This is a genomic window from Pseudomonas sp. HMSC057H01, assembly GCF_001836405.1.
GTDB lineage: Bacteria > Pseudomonadota > Gammaproteobacteria > Pseudomonadales > Pseudomonadaceae > Pseudomonas > Pseudomonas aeruginosa.
This window is the reverse complement of sequence record NZ_KV828374.1, coordinates 20196-37801: the sequence shown is the minus strand read 5'-3', so window position 1 is coordinate 37801 and position 17606 is coordinate 20196. Positions and strand designations below refer to the sequence as shown.

The following is a 17606-nucleotide window of genomic DNA, read 5'->3' as shown; positions in this document are numbered from 1 at the left end:
TTTTGAGATTGAAAAAAAGACACGATCCGATGATTGCCCTAGAGGCAGCTCAGTCGTTCACAAAAAGGGAATTATGTGTGCCGCTTGCCCGATGGATCTCAGATTTTCTATCCAGGCGTGGACTGCAAAAGCCAGATGGTCGTCCCCTTTTTGCCTATAAGACCTCTTCAGAAGAGTTCAGGGCACTGCGCCAGCTTTTGCAGAATCTTCCCGGAGGACAGCAAGTAAGTCCCAGCTACCCTCAGGCTTGGCTACTGTTTGCCGCCGAGTGGTGGAAGCGAGAATATTCAGGTGGCGCATGGCGCTGGGGGCCGCTGTGCGAGGCGGCAGGCCAGCGGGGCTTGTCACATGAGAAGACTCGCAAGCTGGTCATTGAAGGGCGTCGCCAATGGTGTCTGCAAACCGCCATCAAGAATGAAGGCAAACGTTTCATCGGCCTGGTCGCGGTGAATGGCGGCCTGCCGATGCGCCTGGTCGAGTCGGCGCAGGGCGGGCTATCCGGCCTGCTGCGCATGGTCACCCTACAGGCGGTGGACTACGACCTGCACGATGAGCAACTGCGTCAGGCTATCGAAGCCCAGGCTGCTCTTTTGCCCGCATGCTATCAGCAAGCACCGGTCTATGAGCTGCTGGACAACCTGATCAAGGCGGTCCTGCATATCCGCAGGACCTATGCTCTGAAGGGTACCCAAGATCCGATCGCCAAGCTGCAGGAAGAATGCCCTCAGTGGGAAGAGCTCTTTCCCATCGCACTCGACAGTCAGGCAGCAGCCAGCCTCATCAAGGGCCTGGTCCGGGTCACAGTCAGCATCACGCCCCAGTCCAGGCGCCCCCCTTTCCAGATTCAGCGTGGCCTGCGCTTCAGCTCCGACGGCTCCATGCCCGTCTACGAGCTGTCCTTTGCCATGCAGGCACAAGCCAAGCGAGATCAAGTTGCCGAGTCACTGGGGTTGGCTGCTGATCGACTGCCGCCGCACTTCCAACTGCTGCTGCGCATCGGCGAGCGAGAGCACCTGGTCGGCGAAGCATTGCTCAGGGATGACGAGTATCAGCTTATCGCCAGACCGCTGCCCTCCATTCAAACTGTGCACGAAGCTGCGCAGCTGATAGTCAGTCGCTGGGGCGCCACTTTGCACATCGCCAACCTGCCCGGCGGCGAAGCGTTAAGCCACGACGAACCGTTGATCTTCGAAAATACTTATCCCTTTGCTCGTCTGATTGCGCAAGGCGATGCTCTGGTGAAGGGGCTGTCCGCACTGGCGGTCATGCCGGCAAGAACCATCGTATTGGCTGAGGAAGGCGAGACCCGTGAACTTCACGACTGCCTTGCTGATGGGCAGATGCTGATGGAGCTTCCGGCCGGCAAAACGAGGCTCGCCTATCGCGGACAAGCGTTCATTGTCACCATCAGCGCCAGTGCTACGCACCGCCCGGAAGCCTATTGGCAAGGTAATAGCCTAGAGGCGCTCTCTGTGCCGGGCCTGCTGTTCCGCGGTACGCCACACCTTCGAGTCGATCAGGGGCTGGGGCATTCCAGTTACGCGCCGTCCCATGAACTTTTTGTTCGCAGTCATTCCAAGGAGCTCCCACTCGGTGAGGCACAGGCACCAGGACTATGCCGACTGATCTGGCGCAAGGATGGCCAGCGCCTACTGAGCACCCGCGCCGTACTCCTTCCGGAGGGAGCTTCCATTACCTATGTTCCAGCGGCAAGCACCCTCGAAGGAACCATCCGGCTCGACAACTGGCCCGACGTACCAGTCCGTTGTGAGAACGAAGAGATCGAGCTGGACAGCCGTCATGATGGGACAAACCTGGTCCTCAGGCTGAAAAGCACGAGCGCTCGGCCTGCAACTTCAGTTCCGCTCTGCATGCAGTGGCCCGACGGCGAACATAGGCTCACGCTGCCTTTCCCCGGTTATGGCGTCACGCTGCAGCGCAACAATCTGATGTGGTTGATTCGCGTCGCTGTCAGACTCTGACCTTTCTGCCCGGGAACTTTGCCGAGTGCCGAGCGGAAAGCCAGGATGTCTGCCTTGGTGATGGCGCTGACCTCTTGTTTGCCAAACGTTGGCAGCAGATATTTCTCGAGCGTGAGGCGTACGGTATTGGTGTGGCTATCGCGCCATTCCATCTTTTTTTCGTCGAACCAGAGTTGGGCGAAGTCTTTGAATTGCGGCACCTTCAGTCTCGAGATGCCAGCTTTGAGCCGGCTTAGCTCGTCGGCACGGCCGCTCTGCGGGAAATACTCGTTGTAATCGAAGGTGCCGAGAGTGATTTCGGCCTCGATGCGCTCGAGGATCTTCTCCAGTTTCTTCCGGTTGGTCGGGGTGTCGGGAAGGGCCGTCTGCTCACGGCAGCGCTTGCCCAGGTAACGGAAATCGAAGAACAGATTTCCGGTCTCTTTACGGGCAACAATCTTACCCACGGCAGATCCCCCCATTCGCCATCGGGATGCCAAAGCCGTTTTCACGCGAGAACTTGACCATGTCCCGTTCTACAGCTTCCCAGATGAACAGGATTTTTCGACCGCCAAAGGGGCGGAAGTAATGGATACCTTCCAGCAGCACAGAGTCCTTCAGGCAATTACGGATGGTCCGCGCATCGTATTTGATGCGCTGAGACAGCTCGTCGGTCGTCAGATAGATTTCGTTCATCACTCTCTCCGGATTCAAATGAATCAAATATGAGCTGTTTGGATCGAAAGTGATATTAATGAGGCGTATGAGACTTTCAAGCTGTTTTTGACTCAAATTTGAGTCGAATGCAGAATGAGTGATCTACCAGGTCCAGGCCTTCCACATGATTCGAGTGATGTTCAAGCAGCAGCTGGACGAAAAGTCTTACAGGGATAAGCGGAGGATCACGTTGCAGGAGGTGAGCGATGCAACCGGTATCTCCAGAGCGACGCTATCGCGTATAGCGAACACTCCGGGCTACAACACTTCGACGGATCACATCGATTTGCTGTGTGACTACCTGGAATGTGAGTTGAGCGATTTGCTCAAGCGAGTGGCGAATTAGCCCGAGTGATGCCTGCCGGACCGGACTACATCGCCCTTTGCGTCAATTGGTGTCATCTAATTGAGGGCAGTGATCAAATTCAGCGTGCCCTGCTGCGGCGCATCCGTTGCTGGGGCACATTTTGGCCACATTTTGGCCACATGAAAAAACAAAGGGCCTAGGTTTTCACCTAAGCCCTTGTCTTATATGGCGCATCCGGCGGGATTCGAACCCACGACCCCTGCCTTCGGAGGGCAGTACTCTATCCAGCTGAGCTACGGATGCAGCGCCGCGGCTCGCGCGGCAGGCCGCAATCATACGCATCTCGTCGGCGGGAGTCCATTCCATGTGCGTACGTTCGTGATTTCGAACGAAAACGACCGTCCGTCGAGGATGTGCTCAGCAAAGCAGCAGAATTTTCCGACTTTCGTTGATTTTATCGAACGGGTATTGCCCTTTGTCAGTGGTGGCCCTAGGATTCGTTTGAGATTTCAAACGCCCCCAAAGCCACAACAACAGGAGACCGGGGAATTGGCATCAGTTCAGCCGGCCGCGTGCCCCTGGAATGACCTCTTTCTGACCTGCCCGTCGCTCGTCCGGCCTTTCGCGCTGCCGGGCCGCCGTGGTGCCGGCGTGGCGTTTCGTCCGCAATCCCTTTCCCGCACGAGTCTTTCGTATCCTCCCCGACGCCTGTCGGCGGTCGCGTTCGTCCGCGTCCGCCCGTTGCGCACGGTGGCCGGCCGGTAACGGCGACGCCGCTGGCACAGGGCGCAGGAAATGGAACACCGGGGCGCTGGCCCTTTCGAATAACCAGCAGGCAACACTTTCCGGTTACAACCGAACCAGACAACCAGGCACGCGGGGTAGTCGAGGTAGACCCGCTGCTCACGGCATTCCTCGAAGGAGACAGGTCATGCAACTCAAAGATGCCAAGCTGTTCCGTCAACAAGCCTACGTCGATGGCGCCTGGGTGGATGCCGACAACGGCCAGACCATCAAGGTGAACAACCCGGCCACCGGCGAGATCATCGGCAGCGTGCCGAAGATGGGCGCCGCCGAGACCCGCCGCGCCATCGAGGCTGCCGACAAGGCCCTGCCGGCCTGGCGTGCGCTGACCGCCAAGGAGCGCGCCAACAAGCTGCGCCGCTGGTTCGACCTGATGATCGAGAACCAGGACGACCTGGCCCGCCTGATGACCATCGAGCAGGGCAAGCCGCTGGCCGAGGCCAAGGGCGAGATCGCCTACGCCGCCTCCTTCCTCGAATGGTTCGGCGAAGAAGCCAAGCGCATCTACGGCGACACCATTCCCGGCCACCAGCCGGACAAGCGCATCATCGTGATCAAGCAGCCGATCGGTGTGACCGCGGCCATCACGCCGTGGAACTTCCCCTCGGCGATGATCACCCGCAAGGCCGGCCCGGCCCTGGCCGCCGGCTGCACCATGGTGCTCAAGCCTGCTTCGCAGACCCCGTATTCCGCCCTGGCCCTGGCCGAGCTGGCAGAGCGCGCCGGCATTCCGAAGGGCGTGTTCAGCGTGGTCACCGGTAGCGCCGGCGAAGTCGGCGGCGAGCTGACCAGCAACCCGATCGTGCGCAAGCTGACCTTCACCGGTTCCACCGAAATCGGCCGCCAACTGATGGCCGAGTGCGCCCAGGACATCAAGAAGGTGTCCCTGGAGCTGGGCGGCAACGCGCCGTTCATCGTGTTCGACGACGCCGACCTGGACGCCGCCGTCGAGGGCGCGCTGATTTCCAAGTACCGCAACAACGGCCAGACCTGCGTCTGCGCCAACCGCCTGTACGTGCAGGACGGCGTGTACGACGCCTTCGTCGACAAGCTGAAGGCCGCCGTGGCCAAGCTGAACATCGGCAACGGCCTGGAAGCCGGCGTGACCACCGGTCCGCTGATCGACGCCAAGGCCGTGACCAAGGTCGAGGAACACATCGCCGACGCGGTCTCCAAGGGCGCCAAGGTGGTTTCCGGCGGCAAGCCGCACGCCCTCGGCGGCACCTTCTTCGAGCCGACCATCCTGGTCGACGTGCCGAAGAACGCCCTGGTGTCCAAGGACGAGACCTTCGGCCCGCTGGCGCCGGTGTTCCGCTTCAAGGACGAGGCCGAGGTCATCGCCATGTCCAACGACACCGAGTTCGGCCTGGCGTCCTACTTCTACGCCCGCGACCTGGCCCGCGTGTTCCGCGTCGCCGAGCAACTGGAGTACGGCATGGTCGGCATCAACACCGGCCTGATCTCCAACGAAGTGGCGCCGTTCGGCGGCATCAAGGCCTCGGGCCTGGGCCGCGAAGGCTCCAAGTACGGGATCGAGGACTACCTCGAGATCAAGTACCTCTGCCTGGGCGGTATCTGAGTCCGGCGAGAAACGCATCCGGAGGGGCCGGACGGCAGGCAAGAGCTGCGCCGTCCGGTGTCGACGTTGCCGGTGGTGGCACCGGACGAACCGGGAGTCGCGGTCGCCGATCGCGAAGCGGCTCCGAGCCCTGGCGGGCCTGCAAGTCCCGAGGCAGTCGATCATCGCATGCTGCCTTGGGGAGCTTCCTTCCCGCCTTCATCCTTTGACCCGGCCGACCCGATGAGCGGCCACTGAGGAAGCCATGAGCAAGACCAACGAATCCCTGCTGAAGCGTCGCCAGGCCGCGGTACCCCGCGGCGTGGGCCAGATCCACCCGGTCGTCGCCGAGCGCGCCGAGAACTCCACCGTCTGGGACGTGGAAGGCCGCGAGTACATCGACTTCGCCGGCGGCATCGCCGTGCTGAACACCGGCCACCTGCATCCGAAGGTGATCGCCGCGGTCCAGGAGCAACTGGGCAAGCTGTCCCACACCTGCTTCCAGGTGCTGGCCTACGAACCCTACATCGAGCTGGCCGAGGAAATCGCCAAGCGCGTGCCGGGCGACTTCCCGAAGAAGACCCTGCTGGTCACCTCCGGCTCCGAAGCCGTGGAGAACGCCGTCAAGATCGCCCGCGCCGCCACCGGCCGCGCTGGCGTGATCGCCTTCACCGGCGCGTACCACGGCCGCACCATGATGACCCTGGGCCTGACCGGCAAGGTGGTCCCGTACTCCGCCGGCATGGGCCTGATGCCGGGCGGCATCTTCCGCGCCCTGGCGCCCTGCGAGCTGCACGGCGTGAGCGAGGACGACTCCATCGCCAGCATCGAGCGCATCTTCAAGAACGATGCCCAGCCCCAGGACATCGCCGCGATCATCATCGAGCCGGTGCAGGGCGAGGGTGGCTTCTACGTCAACTCCAAGTCCTTCATGCAGCGCCTGCGTGCCCTGTGCGACCAGCACGGCATCCTGCTGATCGCCGACGAAGTGCAGACCGGCGCCGGCCGTACCGGCACCTTCTTCGCTACCGAGCAACTGGGCATCGTTCCTGACCTGACCACCTTCGCCAAGTCGGTCGGCGGCGGCTTCCCGATCTCCGGCGTGGCCGGCAAGGCCGAGATCATGGACGCCATCGCGCCCGGCGGCCTGGGCGGCACCTATGCCGGCAGCCCGATCGCCTGCGCCGCGGCACTGGCCGTGCTGAAGGTGTTCGAGGAAGAGAAGCTGCTGGAACGTTCGCAAGCCCTCGGCGAGCGCCTCAAGGCCGGCCTGCGCGAGATCCAGGCCAAGCACAAGGTGATCGGCGACGTTCGTGGCCTGGGTTCGATGGTGGCCATCGAGCTGTTCGAGGGCGGCGATACCCACAAGCCGGCCGCCGAGCTGGTCAGCAAGATCGTCGTCCGTGCGCGCGAGAAGGGCCTGATCCTGCTCTCCTGCGGCACCTACTACAACGTCATCCGCTTCCTCATGCCCGTCACCATCCCCGACGCGCAACTGGAGAAGGGCCTGGCCATCCTGGCCGAGTGCTTCGACGAACTCGCTTAAGCTTCACCGGCAAAGCGATACCCCCGAGGCCCGCGCGTCCGCGCGGGCCTTTCTTTCAGAGGCTTCACGGAAACGGAAGCCTCTTTTTTCTGCCAGGGTTTTCCGCGAAACGCCCGACGAACGGTTTTCCCCTGTTACCCTTGGGCGCCTGGCGCATACGAATCCTCCCGCATTCCTCCGGTCGTTCCGTTCGTGGCGATTAGGACAGGTCCTAGAGGCGCACCGTGTTCGTCCGTCATACCCTTGTGTGCCCGCGGGCCGTGTCGTGCCCGCCTGTCATGCCTGGTGCGTCCCGCTCGGTTCGCCAGGTTCGAAGAGGAACGCCATGAGTGCCGCGAAAAAGGCCCCCGTCATCCTGATTGCCGACCCGGACCCCTGGAGTCGCGACTTGCTTGGCCAACTGGTCCTCGGCGTGCGTTGCGATGCCCGGCTGGTCCTCTGCGGCGATGGCGGGGAAGCGCTGGCGCATTGCCGGCGCCGGCGCTTCGCGTTGATCCTGGCCGAGCTGAACCTGCCGCAGGTGGATGGCTTCGAGCTGCTGCGCGAAGCGCGCCTGCGCCGCTCGGTCGCCGAGCAGCCGTTCATCCTGATCAGCGACCGCGCCGACCAGGCCAGCGTGCGCGCCGCCGTGGCACTGGCGCCGACCGCCTACCTGGTGAAGCCGTTCCAGGCCGAGAACCTGATGCAACGCCTGCGAGGGTTGTTGCTGAAGGGCGACGAAGTGGTCGCCTGTCCGCTGCCGGAGCGGGACGCGGGCGAGAACCTGGAGGCTTTCCTCGAACGCGCGCGCGACTCCGCGGAGGGGGCGCCGTTGCTGGCCGACGTGCGTGCCGCCAGCGATCGTTGCCTGAGCGCCGAGGAGCATCCGCTGCGCGTGCTGGAGGATGAGTTCGGTCGCGACCCGCAGATCACCGCTGGCCTGATCGCCGCCGCCAACAGCGCCGCCCGGCACGTCGGTCCGGCCTGCCAGACCCTGGGCCAGGCCCTGCGGCGGCTGGGACTCGGGCACAGCCTGAACCTGGTGCTCGGTTTCAGTCTGCAGCGGGCCATCCAGCTCGGCGAGCCGCTGCTGGCCGAGCGCGCCATGCACTTCTGGGATCTTTCGCAACGTTGCGCGGACATCGCCTGGGAACTGGCCGACGCCCTCGGCGCGGACGTCGAGCGCTGCTATACCGCAGGGCTGCTGCATCGCCTGGGCGACCTGGCGCTGCTGCGGACATTGCAGGATTGGTGCGATGGCGGCGGCGCGCTGGACGAGGCGCGGCTCGACGAGCTGCTGGGGCGTTTCGGCGCCAGCTTCGGCTCGGCCCTGCGGGCGCGTTGGCGGCTGCCGCTGGAGCTGCGCCGGCTGATCGCTGCGGCGTACCAGTTCGGTGGCGTGCTTTCCCGCGAAGAGCTGATCCTCAGCCTGGCGACCCAGGCCGCCAGCCTGCCCGAGGACGACGCGGAGCAACTGGCCGAGAGCAAGGCTGCCCGCATGCTCGGCCTGGACGGCGAACGACTGGCGAAACTGCTGCAGCCCTGAGCCGTCCTCGCCGGGCCTTTGCAAGGGGCGGCGCCTCCCATAGGGCGGATAACGCGGCGCGTCATGCGCCGCTGGGCATGGGCGCGGTTGCAATCGAGCCTCTTGCCGGGGAGATCGGCTCCTACGCACGCCGCCGAGTTGTCGGCCGTGGATGGGCGGGAGCGCGCCTAGCGCCGCAGCTCGGCGCGCAACAGGTCCAACGCCGGGTCGATGTCGTCCCGTTCGATGCAGCCGAAGCCGAAGAGGAAGCCGGCCTGTGCCGGGGTTTCCGCGTAGAAGGGCGGCAGGGTGCCGACCTCCAGGCCTTGCTGGCGCAAATGACGGGCGATGCGCAGCACATCCAGCGGTTCGCGACAGCGCGCCGCGAGGTGGATCCCGGCCACCGCCGGCAGCGCTTCGAGCCAGGGGCTCAGGTCGCCGTGCAGGCGTTCCAGCAGGCGCCGGCGACGCTGGGCGTATTCGCGTTGCAGGCGGCGCGTATGGCGGGCGAAGTCGCCGCGCTGGATGAACAGCGCGAGGGCGCGTTGCTGCAAGGTCTCGCTGTGCCGGTCGACCAGCTTGCGCGCCGCCAGCACCGCTTCGCGCAGGCTCGCCGGCGGCAGCAGGTAGCCGAGGCGCAGCTCGGGGAAGAGGGTCTTGGAAAAGGTCCCGAGGTAGGCCACCTGGCCGTTCCGGTCGAGGCTGCGCAGCGACTCCAGCGAACGCCCGTCGAAGCGGTACTCGCTGTCGTAGTCGTCCTCGATGATCAGCGCCCGGTGGCGCTGCGCCCAGTCCAGCAACTGCAGGCGCCGCTCGAGGCTCATCGGCATGCCCAGCGGGAACTGGTGCGACGGGGTGACGTAGACCAGCTTGGCGTTGTCCGGCAGCAGGTCGACGCGCAGCCCCTCGGCGTCCACCGGCACTCCGCGTACCTCGGCGCCGGTGGCCAGCAGGCTGGCGCGGGCCGGCGGATAACCGGGTTCCTCGACCACCGCCAGGTCGCCGGGGTCGAGCATCACCCGGGCCAGCAGGTCGAGTCCCTGCTGGGCGCCCTGGGTGACCATCAGGGCGTTCCAGTCGCACTGCACGGCGCGGTTGATCGCCAGGTAGCGGGAGATCGCCAGGCGCAGTTCGGGGTCGCCTTCGGTTTCCTTGTAGAACGCCGGCGAGCGCTGTTGCAGGCGTAGCGCCTGGAGCACGCAGGTACGCCAGGTATCGAAGGGAAAGCGGCGCTTGTCGGTCGTGCCGCCGGCGAAGCTGTAGCGGAGCGGTGCTCGCTGGTCCATCAGACCGGACTGCGGTTCGATGCGTGCCCAGCGCGCGGCCGGCCGCAACGGACCGTCGGCGCGCTGCGGCGGCGCTTCCCCGGCGGGCCCGCGGGCGACGAAGGTGCCGCTGCCGACCCGGCCTTCGAGGAAGCCCTCGCTGGTGAGGCGCTCGTAGGCTTCGCTGACGGTCTTGCGCGACACTTCCAGGCGTTCGGCGAGGTAGCGCGTGGCTGGCAGGCGATCGCCGGTGGCCAGGCGACCGTGGAGGATCGCGTCGCGCAGCTGGCGATAGAGCTGGCCGACCAGGTCGTGGCGGCCGTCGAGGATCAGTTGCAGTTCCATGGCGAAATTGGCTACCTGGTATTTCTGGTAATTGGCTCTTCGTGGAAGCCAAAGGCAGGCTTAGTGTTACCCCATGCCGCGCCGCTTTCCACTCTCGCGGCTGCCAATCAGCCAAGGAGATTCGCCATGACCACCCGCCTCGAATGGGCCAAAGCCTCCCCCGACGCCTATGCCGCCATGCTCGGCCTGGAAAAGGCCCTGGCCAAGGCCGGCCTGGAGCGCCCGTTGATCGAACTGGTCTACCTGCGTACTTCGCAGATCAACGGTTGCGCTTACTGCGTGAACATGCATGCCAACGACGCGCGCAAGGCCGGCGAGACCGAGCAGCGTCTGCAAGCGCTCTGCGTCTGGCAGGAAACCCCCTACTTCACCCCGCGCGAGCGCGCCGCCCTGGCCTGGACCGAGCAACTCGCCCGCCTCAGTCAGGGTCCGTTGCCGCACGGCCTGCTCGACGAACTGCGCGAGCACTTCGACGACAAGGAGATCGCCGAACTGACCCTGGCGGTCTCGGCCATCAACGCCTGGAACCGCTTCGGCGTCGGCATGGGCATGCAACCGGAGTGAGGTGGGCGGCGATGAAGGCCAATCGATCGATCGCCTGCCTGCTGCTCGCCGCGCTGCCGACGCTGGCCAGCGCCCATGCTGCGGAGAAGGTGGAAACCTTGCGCGACCAGGCCCTGGCCGAGATTCCCGGCCATCGTGGGTTGATGCTGACGGTGTCGTTCAAGCCCGGCCAGGTCTCCGCGCCCCATGTGCATCCCGGCTCGGTGTTCGTCTACGTGCTCGAAGGCACCGTGCAGACGCAACTGGAAGGCGGCCCGGTGGAAACCTACACGGTGGGCCAGAGCTGGTACGAGCCGGCGAACGTGCCGCACCTGCTGGCACGCAATCCCGATCCGATGAAGCCGGCCAAGTTGCTGGTCTGGGAGTTGCTCAAGGAGGGCGACCCGATCCTCAAGCCACTGGAGCGCGGCGCCCACTGAGGCGTCGCTCGTTCGTCCGGAGGAGCGTCCGTCATGAGCGCCAGCCAGGTCATCCGTATTCGCGCGCGCAACGGTCAGTCGGAACGGCTTGGCCTGCGCCTGCAACAACTGGTCGAACCGGGGCTGGAGGCGCCGGGTTGCCTGGAGTACCAGGTGCGCAGGGACGCCCTCGAGCCGGATCTCTGGCTGGTGTGCAGCCAGTGGCGGGAAGCGCAGCAGATGTTCGACTACCTGGCCGGCGGCATCCAGCAGGTATTCGCCGAAGTGCTCTGGCGCTCCCTGGCGGCGAGCCTCGAAGTGCAGGATGACGCAGGCTAGAGCAAACCCAGCTCGGCGCAGACGATCAGCACCTGTTCGCGCAGCCAGAGGTTCGCCGGGTCCTGGTCGGCGGCGCGGCTCCATGACAGGTGCAGGGCGAACGGCGGCAGCCCTGACGGTGCGAGGCAGGCGCGATGGCGGCCATCGTCGAGCAGCGCGTGGATACGTCGCGGCAGCATCAGCACGAAGTCGCTGCCCGACAGCAGTTGCAGGGCGGCGACGTAGCTGTTGGCGCGCGCGGCGACTTCGCGGCTGCGGCCCTGGCGTCGCAGCCACGTGTCCACCAGGTTGGCGTTGCTGGCGTCGAGCGGGGTCGGGAAGACGAAGCGGCGCCGGCAGAACTCGTCCAGTTCCAGGCGCTCGTGGCGCGGCTGGGCACGATCCTGCACGCAGAGCAGTTCGTCGCTGAACAGGGCGAGCGCCTGTAGCTCCGGTGCCGGTCGGTGGTACTCGGGACCGAAGTCGAAGACCAGGTCGACCTGGCCGTCGAGCAATGCTTCGGTGGGCAGTTCGGGACCCAGGCGGCGGATGTCCAGGCCGATCCTCGGGCCGTTGGCGGCGAGCCGTCGCAGGAGTGCCGGAAGGATCAGCAGCTCGACGTATTCCGGCGCGCAGAGGGTAAAGGTACGCGGCTCGCCACGCGGGTCGAAGCTGCCCTGGGCGGCGTGACAGGCGTTGATGCGGGCGAGCATTTCCTCCACATGGGGCAGCATGGCGCGACTCTTGTGGGTCGGCTGCATGCCGCCGCGGGTGGCGATGAACAGCTCGTCGTCGAAGGCCTGGCGCAGCTTCTTCAGGCAGTAGCTGACCGTCGACGGACTGAGGTTCAGCTGTTCGGCGACCTCGACGAGGTTCTGTCGTTGGTGGACCTGGAGGAAGACCAGCAGGTCCTGCATGTCGACCTTGCGCAGGCCGTTGGCGATCAGCATCGGGGCGTCCTGACGGCGTCGGGAGCGCCATCAGAACCCGTCCCTTTCCTCAGCGCAAGCTTTCGGCGCCGACGCCTTGCGGCTGTCGCTCGGCGAACAGTGCCGCATAGCGCCGCGGGTCGAAGCGCAGGCCCAGCCCCAGTAGCAGCGCCGCCACCGTGGTCAGCCCGAGCCAGGCGCCGGTGAAGCTGCCGAGGCTGTCGCGCAGCAGCCCGGCGATCCATGGCGAGACCCCGGCGATCAGGTAGCCGGCGCCTTGTACCAGGGCAGCCAGTTGACCGGCGCGTTGCGGCGCGTCGAAGTGGTCGAGACAGACGATCAAGCCCATGGGGAACAGCCCGCCGATGCCCAGTCCGAGGCACAGCGCCCAGAGCAGCGGCAGGCTGGCCGGCGCCCAGGCGAGGCCGAGGAAGCCGGCCAGCATCAGCGCGGTTAGCCCGACCAGCACCGGGCGGCGATCCCGCGAGCGGCTGGCCAGGGCCGGCGCGAGCAACCCGGAGAGTACCTCCACGGCCGTCAGGAAACCGAGCAGCAGCCCGGATTCCTGGGCGCTCCAGCCCTGTTCCAGGTAATAGGGCGCGAGCCAGGCCAGCACGCAGGTGTAGCAGGCCGTGCCGAGGCCGAAGAACAGGATCAGCAGCCAGGTCCGCGGATAGCGCAGGAGGCTCCTGCCCGGCTGCGCGTCGGGCAGGCGCAGGCGGGTGCCGGGTTGCAGCCACCAGGCCAGCAGCGCGAGCGCGGCGAGCGCCGCCCAGGCACCGAGGCCGAGCCGCCAGCCGGCGTGCTCCGCCAGGGTCGGCGCAGCGCTGGCGGACAGCGCCGCGCCAGCCATGATGGCGGTGACGTAGAGCCCCATGCAGAGCGGCGTGCGCGCGCCGAAACGGGCCTTGATCAGGGCCGGCATCAGCGCCTGGATCAGGGCGATGCCGAGGCCGGCGAGCATGGCGCTGCCGAGCAGGTCGGGCAGGCCTCGGCTGCCCAGGCGCAGGGCGCTGGCGGCGCCGATCAGCAGCAGGGCGAGGGCCACCGAACGCCACTCGCCGACGCGGCGGGCGATGCTCAGACCGAAGAACATGCCGAGGCCGAGGGTCAGCACCGGCAGGGCGGTCAGCAGCGAGACGTCGCCGAAGCTGAGCGCGATCTCGCCGCGCATGGCGTTCAGCAGTGGGCCGACGGCGGCCATGGAGGGCCGCAGGTTGAGGCCGACCAGGACGATGGCGGCCATCAGCCAGAGGGTGCGGCCGGGTGGGTTGGCAGTGGGCATGGCGATCTCCTTTCGGGAGCACCATTGCGCCTGCGCCAGGGCGTGGCGGCAAATCAAAATCCGCAGGGCGGATTCGAAAAAATGCGCTGGCCAGGGAGTCGGGGCGGACGCTGGCGCAGCGTGGCGAGTGGCGAGGTTATCCGCCCCGTGCGGCGCGTGGCCTCACTCCGCACTCAAGCGCATCAGGCTTTCGCTCAGGGCCCGCGCGTGGCGGTCGACGATGATCGGCGCCCAGGGCCTGCCGGAAGCGCTGACCAGCGCGCTGCTCTTGCTGTTCAGGTCGCGCAGGGCCTGGCTCAGGTACTCCCAGCGGTTTTCCAGTTTCTTCAGTCCCGCCGGGTTGGCGCTTTGCGCCACCAGCAGGGCGATGCGCCGGTCGATCAGCGGGACCAGCACGCTCTCGTCCTGGCCGAGATAGTCCCGGGGCTGTTCGCGGGCAATCTCCAGCCCGCCCAGGTAGGCGCGCGCCAGGTATTGCAGGGACAGGTACTCGACCCGCACCGGCAACTGCCAGAGCGGCAGGGGTTGGCCTGGCGGGGGCGGCGGCACCTGGCGTTCCACTAGGTTGAGGAAGTCACGCAGGGCGCGACTCAGTTGCTGCGGGTAGCGCCAGGGCAGGTCCTCCTCGCGGGGGCCGTAGGCCGCGCCTTCACGGATGCGCGCCACCAGCGCCCTTTCGCCTTGCCGCAGGAGCACCCCCTCGGGGGCGGCGGCGAGCGCCCGATCGAGGCTGGCGAGGTCCTTCTCCAGTTGCGCCGCGTGCTGTTCCTGGAAGCCCTCGCCGCGCAGCAGCAACAGGCTGCCCACCGCGCGACAGGCCTGGACCTGCAGTTGTTGCAGGGCGCGTTGCTGGTCGTCGAGGGCGGCGCGCGCCGGCAGCGCCAGCAACAGGCAGCAAAGACAGAGGACAGCGGGAAGCGCGGGACGGGGCATGGGGAGATCCTGTTGTTGTCGTTATGGATATCCGCACCGAGGGCAGGTGCCCTGCACACGGTAGCCGGCCATGGCGCGCCTGCAAGCGTTCGAAAGTGTGATTCGCGCTCAGCCGTGGGTGGCCGCGCGCAGGCCGGCGAGGTCGAGGATCTCGATGCCGCCGTAGCTGAGCTGGAGGATGCCCTGGGCTTCGAGGTCCTTGAGGATTTGGTTGGTGGTCTGCCGCGACAGCGACAGCATCAATGCCAACTGTTCCTGCGGCAGGTGCAGGACCTGCCGGCTGCGGCTGTTGTCGTAGCCCTCGGCGAGCATCAGCAGGCGCCGCGCCAGGCGTTGCGCGGCCGGCAGCAGGGCCATCTCTTCCAGGGCGATGAATGCCAGGCGCAGCTTGTGGCTCATCAGCAGGGCCATGTCGCGCCAGTAATGCGGCTCGCGGCGAAGCAGTTCGAGCAGCGCCGCCTGCGGTACCTGGAGTAGCTGGGTGTGGCCTTCGGCGTAGGCGTCGTGGGTGCGCGCCTGGCCGTCGAACAGGGCGATCTCGCCGAACCAGTGCGGTGCTTCCACCAGGATCAGCAGCGCCTCCTTGCCGTTCTCGCTGACCGCGCTGATACGGATCGCGCCCTCGACCACGCAGTACAGTCCGCAGGGCGCGTCGCCGCGGGCGAACAGGCGCTGGCCCGGCGGCAAATGGCGCGGTTGGGCGAGTGCCAGCAGGTGCGTCTGCAAGGCCTCCGGCAAACCCTGGAACCAGCGGCCGGCCTGGAGTTGCGAACGGTAGTCGGTACGCTCGTTCATGTTTGTCGTCTAGCTGACAGAGTGGAAAACCGGGGCGGCGCGATGATGCGAGAACCCTGGCGTGAGACCACAACAATGAAAACCCTAGTCGATCACCTTGCGCAATACGCCGCCTACCACCGCGACCGGCGCAACATCTTCAGCCATTTCATCGGCATTCCGATGATCGTCCTCTCCATCGCCGTGTTGCTGGCGCGGCCGGCGCTGGGGTTCGGCCTGTCTCCGGCGCTGCTGCTGGCGCTCGCCGCGGCGCTGTTCTACCTGCGCCTGGACCTGCGCTTCGGCGCGGCCATGACGGCGCTGCTGGCGCTGACGGTGTGGGGCGCTGCGCAATTGGCGGCGGGGACTACCGCGGCCTGGCTGGGCTGGGGCGTTGGCCTGTTCGTGGTCGGCTGGATCATCCAGTTCGTCGGTCATTACTACGAAGGGCGCAAGCCGGCCTTCGTCGACGATCTCAGCGGGTTGATCGTCGGTCCGCTCTTCGTGCTGGCGGAACTGGCCTTTCTGCTGGGGCTGCGCGGCGACGTGCAGCGCGAGGTCGAGGAGCGCGCCGGCCCGACCTGCATTCGCGAGCACAAGCGGGCGGCGTGAGGCGGTCTCCCGCGAGCGCGGGAGACCGGGGCGGGAGCGTTACTTGCGATCCGCGGCGATGCGCTGGCGGATGTGATCGGCGCGGGCCTGGGAGCCCGGGTGCGAATCGAACATGCTGCTGTCGCCGCCGCCCAGCTTGGCCAGCTTCTCGAAGGCGGTGACCAGGCCCTGGGTGTTCACTCCGCGCTTCTTCAGTAGCTCGTAGGAGAAATCGTCGGCGTCGGATTCCTGGGACTGGGAGAACTGCGCGTTGATCAGCGATTCGGTGAGTTCGCCCAGCTGGGAGCCGGACAGGGCGGCCAGCGCGCCGCTCTTCGAGGCGCCGGCGGCGCCGCGCACCGCGGCGGCCGCGTAGGCGGTCTGGGCGGCCTTGCGGGTGTGGCCGAGGGCGACGTGGCCCATCTCGTGGCCGAGCACGCCTTCGATCTCGTTGTCGCTCATCAGCTCCATCAGCCCGCTGTAGACGCGGATGCAGCCGTTGGCCATGGCCCAGGCGTTGACCTCCTCGGTGAGGTAGACCTTGTAGTTCACCGGCACGCCGTCGATCTGGTCGCCCAGGGCCTTGGCGATCTTGTCCAGGCGCTGGCCGTACTTGCTGTTGGCCGGGGCGATGCGGTTTTGCTGGTCGGACTCGGCGCAGGCCTGGTCGGCGACCTGGCGGACCTCGGCGTCGCTCAGGGTGGCGGCCTTCACCGCCATCATGCCGTGCTGCATGAGGTCCCCCTGGGGCAGGTTCTGGCAGCCGGCCAGGGTGGCGCAGGCGAGGGCCAGGGCGGAAAGGGAAAGACGGGTCTTCATCGTGTGCTCCTTGCGATAGGTGGCGTTCCGTGCCGGACGGGCGTGTTCCGCCCGGTGCCGCGCGCCCGGTGGGGGTCGCGCGGCGGCGGATGATAGCGGCTTGTGCCGTTCGTCGGAAGTCCCGCGAAGGCCGCAGGCCCGCCCTGGCGGGTGCGCAATGCGTCCCTGGCGTCAGTGGAAACCGCGCCAGGCGAGGTCGGCGCCGAGCAGCAGGAGACCGACGAAGAAGCAGCGCCTGAACAGCGTCGCGCTGATCCGCTGGCGCAGCCACTGGCCGAGGAGCATCCCGCCCAGCGCCGGGACCAGGGTCAGCAGCGAGGCGCCGAGCATCTGCGGTTCGAGCAGGTCGCCGTGCACGCCGAGAGTGACCGCCAGGGCCAGGGTCGAGGCGCTGAACGACAGGCCGAGGGCCTGGACCAGTTCGTCGCGCTGCAATCGTAGGGCTCCCAGGTAGGGCACCGCGGGAATCACGAAAACCCCGGTGACCGCGGTCAGCGCGCCGGTCGCCAGCCCGACCAGCGGGCCGGCCCAGGGCTCGTGGCGTGCCGGCAGGTGCAGCGGGATCGCGGCCAGGCCGAGCAGCGCGTAGGCCGCCAGGGCCAGGCCGAGCACGCCGGTGGCCTGCCTTGGTGCGTCGCCGCCGAGCCATGCGCCGACCAGCAGGGTGCCCACGACCACCCCGAGCAGCAGGCCGGCCAGGCGCTTCATCAAGCCGAGGAAGCGCGGGCCGCAGGCGAGCTGCCAGAGGTTGGTCACCATCGACGGTACGATCAGCAGCGCCGCCGCCTGCATCGGCGGCATGGCCAGGCCGAGCAGGCCCACCGAGACCGTCGGCAGGCCCAGGCCGACCACGCCCTTGACGAAGCCGGCGAGAAGGAAGGTGAGGGCGATCAGCGGGATCAGGGCGTGGAGGTCGACGGACATGCGGGTTCTTCCTTGTCTCGGGCTGGCGCGAGCGGGCGATGGCGGCCAGTATCTCTCGTCGTCG

General features: G+C 66.6%; 18 protein-coding genes and 1 tRNA gene. 9 read left to right on the top strand and 10 right to left on the bottom strand.

Translation table 11 applies throughout. The annotated features are described in order from the left end of the window. The first annotated feature begins 29 nt into the window (after window positions 1–29). Complete coding sequence (locus tag HMPREF2581_RS00190) at window positions 30–1982, top strand: STY4851/ECs_5259 family protein (RefSeq protein WP_223720393.1); 1953 nt, start codon at window positions 30–32, stop codon at window positions 1980–1982. Here HMPREF2581_RS00190 and HMPREF2581_RS00185 read toward each other — a convergent pair. Beyond that, complete coding sequence (locus HMPREF2581_RS00185; protein ID WP_003137199.1) at window positions 1919–2428, bottom strand: Arm DNA-binding domain-containing protein; 510 nt, start codon at window positions 2426–2428, stop codon at window positions 1919–1921. The genes HMPREF2581_RS00190 and HMPREF2581_RS00185 overlap by 64 nt on opposite strands. Continuing rightward, on the bottom strand, window positions 2421–2657 hold the full coding sequence (locus HMPREF2581_RS00180) for a hypothetical protein (protein ID WP_016254326.1): 237 nt from the start codon (window positions 2655–2657) through the stop codon (window positions 2421–2423). Before HMPREF2581_RS00180 ends, HMPREF2581_RS00185 begins: the two co-directional genes overlap by 8 nt. A gap of 145 nt (window positions 2658–2802) precedes the next feature. Here HMPREF2581_RS00180 and HMPREF2581_RS33770 point away from each other — a divergent pair, with 145 nt between their 5' ends. Then, window positions 2803–3024, top strand: a complete 222-nt coding sequence (locus HMPREF2581_RS33770) for a helix-turn-helix domain-containing protein (protein WP_023099074.1) — start codon at window positions 2803–2805, stop codon at window positions 3022–3024. A gap of 187 nt (window positions 3025–3211) precedes the next feature. Here the strand turns inward: HMPREF2581_RS33770 and HMPREF2581_RS00170 are convergent. Next, window positions 3212–3288, bottom strand: a tRNA-Arg gene (locus HMPREF2581_RS00170). A gap of 628 nt (window positions 3289–3916) precedes the next feature. On the opposite strand from HMPREF2581_RS00170, the gene gabD reads away from it, so the two are divergent. From gabD to HMPREF2581_RS00150, 3 genes are all read left to right on the top strand, one after another. Next, window positions 3917–5368, top strand: coding sequence for an NADP-dependent succinate-semialdehyde dehydrogenase (gabD, locus tag HMPREF2581_RS00160; RefSeq protein ID WP_003084198.1), 1452 nt, complete (start codon window positions 3917–3919; stop codon window positions 5366–5368). Between the two features lie 244 nt (window positions 5369–5612). Beyond that, window positions 5613–6893, top strand: coding sequence for a 4-aminobutyrate--2-oxoglutarate transaminase (gene gabT, locus HMPREF2581_RS00155; protein ID WP_003084201.1), 1281 nt, complete (start codon window positions 5613–5615; stop codon window positions 6891–6893). A 325-nt stretch (window positions 6894–7218) separates the two neighbouring features. Then, complete coding sequence (locus HMPREF2581_RS00150; protein ID WP_003084206.1) at window positions 7219–8418, top strand: HDOD domain-containing protein; 1200 nt, start codon at window positions 7219–7221, stop codon at window positions 8416–8418. A gap of 167 nt (window positions 8419–8585) precedes the next feature. On the opposite strand, the gene HMPREF2581_RS00145 is transcribed toward HMPREF2581_RS00150, so the two are convergent. Beyond that, window positions 8586–10007, bottom strand: a complete 1422-nt coding sequence (locus HMPREF2581_RS00145; protein ID WP_003137201.1) for a MocR-like pyridoxine biosynthesis transcription factor PdxR — start codon at window positions 10005–10007, stop codon at window positions 8586–8588. 126 nt (window positions 10008–10133) lie between these two features. On the opposite strand from HMPREF2581_RS00145, the gene HMPREF2581_RS00140 reads away from it, so the two are divergent. Genes HMPREF2581_RS00140 through HMPREF2581_RS00130 form a run of 3 tightly spaced genes read left to right on the top strand, consistent with a single transcriptional unit; the run spans window position 10134 to window position 11308 of the window. Next, complete coding sequence (locus HMPREF2581_RS00140) at window positions 10134–10571, top strand: carboxymuconolactone decarboxylase family protein (protein WP_003084211.1); 438 nt, start codon at window positions 10134–10136, stop codon at window positions 10569–10571. 11 nt (window positions 10572–10582) lie between these two features. Continuing rightward, window positions 10583–10990, top strand: a complete 408-nt coding sequence (locus HMPREF2581_RS00135) for a cupin domain-containing protein (protein WP_003084212.1) — start codon at window positions 10583–10585, stop codon at window positions 10988–10990. 33 nt (window positions 10991–11023) lie between these two features. Then, the gene (locus tag HMPREF2581_RS00130) at window positions 11024–11308 is read left to right on the top strand and encodes an antibiotic biosynthesis monooxygenase family protein (protein ID WP_003106257.1); all 285 of its coding nucleotides are present in this window, start codon (window positions 11024–11026) and stop codon (window positions 11306–11308) included. Here HMPREF2581_RS00130 and HMPREF2581_RS00125 read toward each other — a convergent pair. The 4 genes from HMPREF2581_RS00125 to HMPREF2581_RS00110 form a co-directional block, all read right to left on the bottom strand. Then, entirely contained in the window at window positions 11305–12237 is a 933-nt protein-coding gene (locus HMPREF2581_RS00125; protein ID WP_003137203.1) for a LysR family transcriptional regulator, read from the bottom strand. The genes HMPREF2581_RS00130 and HMPREF2581_RS00125 overlap by 4 nt on opposite strands. Before the next feature lie 49 nt (window positions 12238–12286). Then, window positions 12287–13501 carry a CynX/NimT family MFS transporter gene (locus tag HMPREF2581_RS00120; RefSeq protein WP_003137205.1) on the bottom strand — a complete coding sequence of 405 codons (1215 nt, stop codon included), beginning with the start codon at window positions 13499–13501 and terminating at the stop codon, window positions 12287–12289. Between the two features lie 162 nt (window positions 13502–13663). Continuing rightward, on the bottom strand, window positions 13664–14434 hold the full coding sequence (locus HMPREF2581_RS00115) for a hypothetical protein (protein WP_003137207.1): 771 nt from the start codon (window positions 14432–14434) through the stop codon (window positions 13664–13666). 108 nt (window positions 14435–14542) lie between these two features. Then, window positions 14543–15229: a Crp/Fnr family transcriptional regulator gene (locus tag HMPREF2581_RS00110; RefSeq protein WP_003137209.1), complete on the bottom strand. Its 687-nt coding sequence runs from the start codon at window positions 15227–15229 to the stop codon at window positions 14543–14545. Window positions 15230–15304: 75 nt separating this feature from the next. Between HMPREF2581_RS00110 and HMPREF2581_RS00105 the strand changes: the two genes are divergently transcribed. Further along, the gene (locus tag HMPREF2581_RS00105; protein ID WP_003084225.1) at window positions 15305–15820 is read left to right on the top strand and encodes an Mpo1 family 2-hydroxy fatty acid dioxygenase; all 516 of its coding nucleotides are present in this window, start codon (window positions 15305–15307) and stop codon (window positions 15818–15820) included. Between the two features lie 39 nt (window positions 15821–15859). Here HMPREF2581_RS00105 and HMPREF2581_RS00100 read toward each other — a convergent pair whose 3' ends face one another. Together HMPREF2581_RS00100 and HMPREF2581_RS00095 are read right to left on the bottom strand one after the other, a co-directional pair. Further along, the gene (locus HMPREF2581_RS00100) at window positions 15860–16618 is read right to left on the bottom strand and encodes a metalloprotease LoiP (protein WP_003112168.1); all 759 of its coding nucleotides are present in this window, start codon (window positions 16616–16618) and stop codon (window positions 15860–15862) included. A gap of 171 nt (window positions 16619–16789) precedes the next feature. Then, window positions 16790–17542 carry a sulfite exporter TauE/SafE family protein gene (locus HMPREF2581_RS00095; protein ID WP_003137211.1) on the bottom strand — a complete coding sequence of 251 codons (753 nt, stop codon included), beginning with the start codon at window positions 17540–17542 and terminating at the stop codon, window positions 16790–16792. Window positions 17543–17606 lie beyond the last annotated feature (64 nt).

Excerpts from the sequence above, each read along its gene's own strand:
- HMPREF2581_RS00190 (WP_223720393.1), top strand. The coding sequence starts at position 30 with ATGATTGCCCTAGAGGCAGCTCAGTCGTTCACAAAAAGGGAATTATGT.
- HMPREF2581_RS00180 (WP_016254326.1), bottom strand. The coding sequence starts at position 2,657 with ATGAACGAAATCTATCTGACGACCGACGAGCTGTCTCAGCGCATCAAA.
- HMPREF2581_RS33770 (WP_023099074.1), top strand. The coding sequence starts at position 2,803 with ATGATTCGAGTGATGTTCAAGCAGCAGCTGGACGAAAAGTCTTACAGG.
- gabD (WP_003084198.1), top strand. The coding sequence starts at position 3,917 with ATGCAACTCAAAGATGCCAAGCTGTTCCGTCAACAAGCCTACGTCGAT.
- gabT (WP_003084201.1), top strand. The coding sequence starts at position 5,613 with ATGAGCAAGACCAACGAATCCCTGCTGAAGCGTCGCCAGGCCGCGGTA.
- HMPREF2581_RS00150 (WP_003084206.1), top strand. The coding sequence starts at position 7,219 with ATGAGTGCCGCGAAAAAGGCCCCCGTCATCCTGATTGCCGACCCGGAC.
- HMPREF2581_RS00145 (WP_003137201.1), bottom strand. The coding sequence starts at position 10,007 with ATGGAACTGCAACTGATCCTCGACGGCCGCCACGACCTGGTCGGCCAG.
- HMPREF2581_RS00140 (WP_003084211.1), top strand. The coding sequence starts at position 10,134 with ATGACCACCCGCCTCGAATGGGCCAAAGCCTCCCCCGACGCCTATGCC.
- HMPREF2581_RS00135 (WP_003084212.1), top strand. The coding sequence starts at position 10,583 with ATGAAGGCCAATCGATCGATCGCCTGCCTGCTGCTCGCCGCGCTGCCG.
- HMPREF2581_RS00130 (WP_003106257.1), top strand. The coding sequence starts at position 11,024 with ATGAGCGCCAGCCAGGTCATCCGTATTCGCGCGCGCAACGGTCAGTCG.
- HMPREF2581_RS00125 (WP_003137203.1), bottom strand. The coding sequence starts at position 12,237 with ATGCTGATCGCCAACGGCCTGCGCAAGGTCGACATGCAGGACCTGCTG.
- HMPREF2581_RS00120 (WP_003137205.1), bottom strand. The coding sequence starts at position 13,501 with ATGCCCACTGCCAACCCACCCGGCCGCACCCTCTGGCTGATGGCCGCC.
- HMPREF2581_RS00115 (WP_003137207.1), bottom strand. The coding sequence starts at position 14,434 with ATGCCCCGTCCCGCGCTTCCCGCTGTCCTCTGTCTTTGCTGCCTGTTG.
- HMPREF2581_RS00110 (WP_003137209.1), bottom strand. The coding sequence starts at position 15,229 with ATGAACGAGCGTACCGACTACCGTTCGCAACTCCAGGCCGGCCGCTGG.
- HMPREF2581_RS00105 (WP_003084225.1), top strand. The coding sequence starts at position 15,305 with ATGAAAACCCTAGTCGATCACCTTGCGCAATACGCCGCCTACCACCGC.
- HMPREF2581_RS00100 (WP_003112168.1), bottom strand. The coding sequence starts at position 16,618 with ATGAAGACCCGTCTTTCCCTTTCCGCCCTGGCCCTCGCCTGCGCCACC.
- HMPREF2581_RS00095 (WP_003137211.1), bottom strand. The coding sequence starts at position 17,542 with ATGTCCGTCGACCTCCACGCCCTGATCCCGCTGATCGCCCTCACCTTC.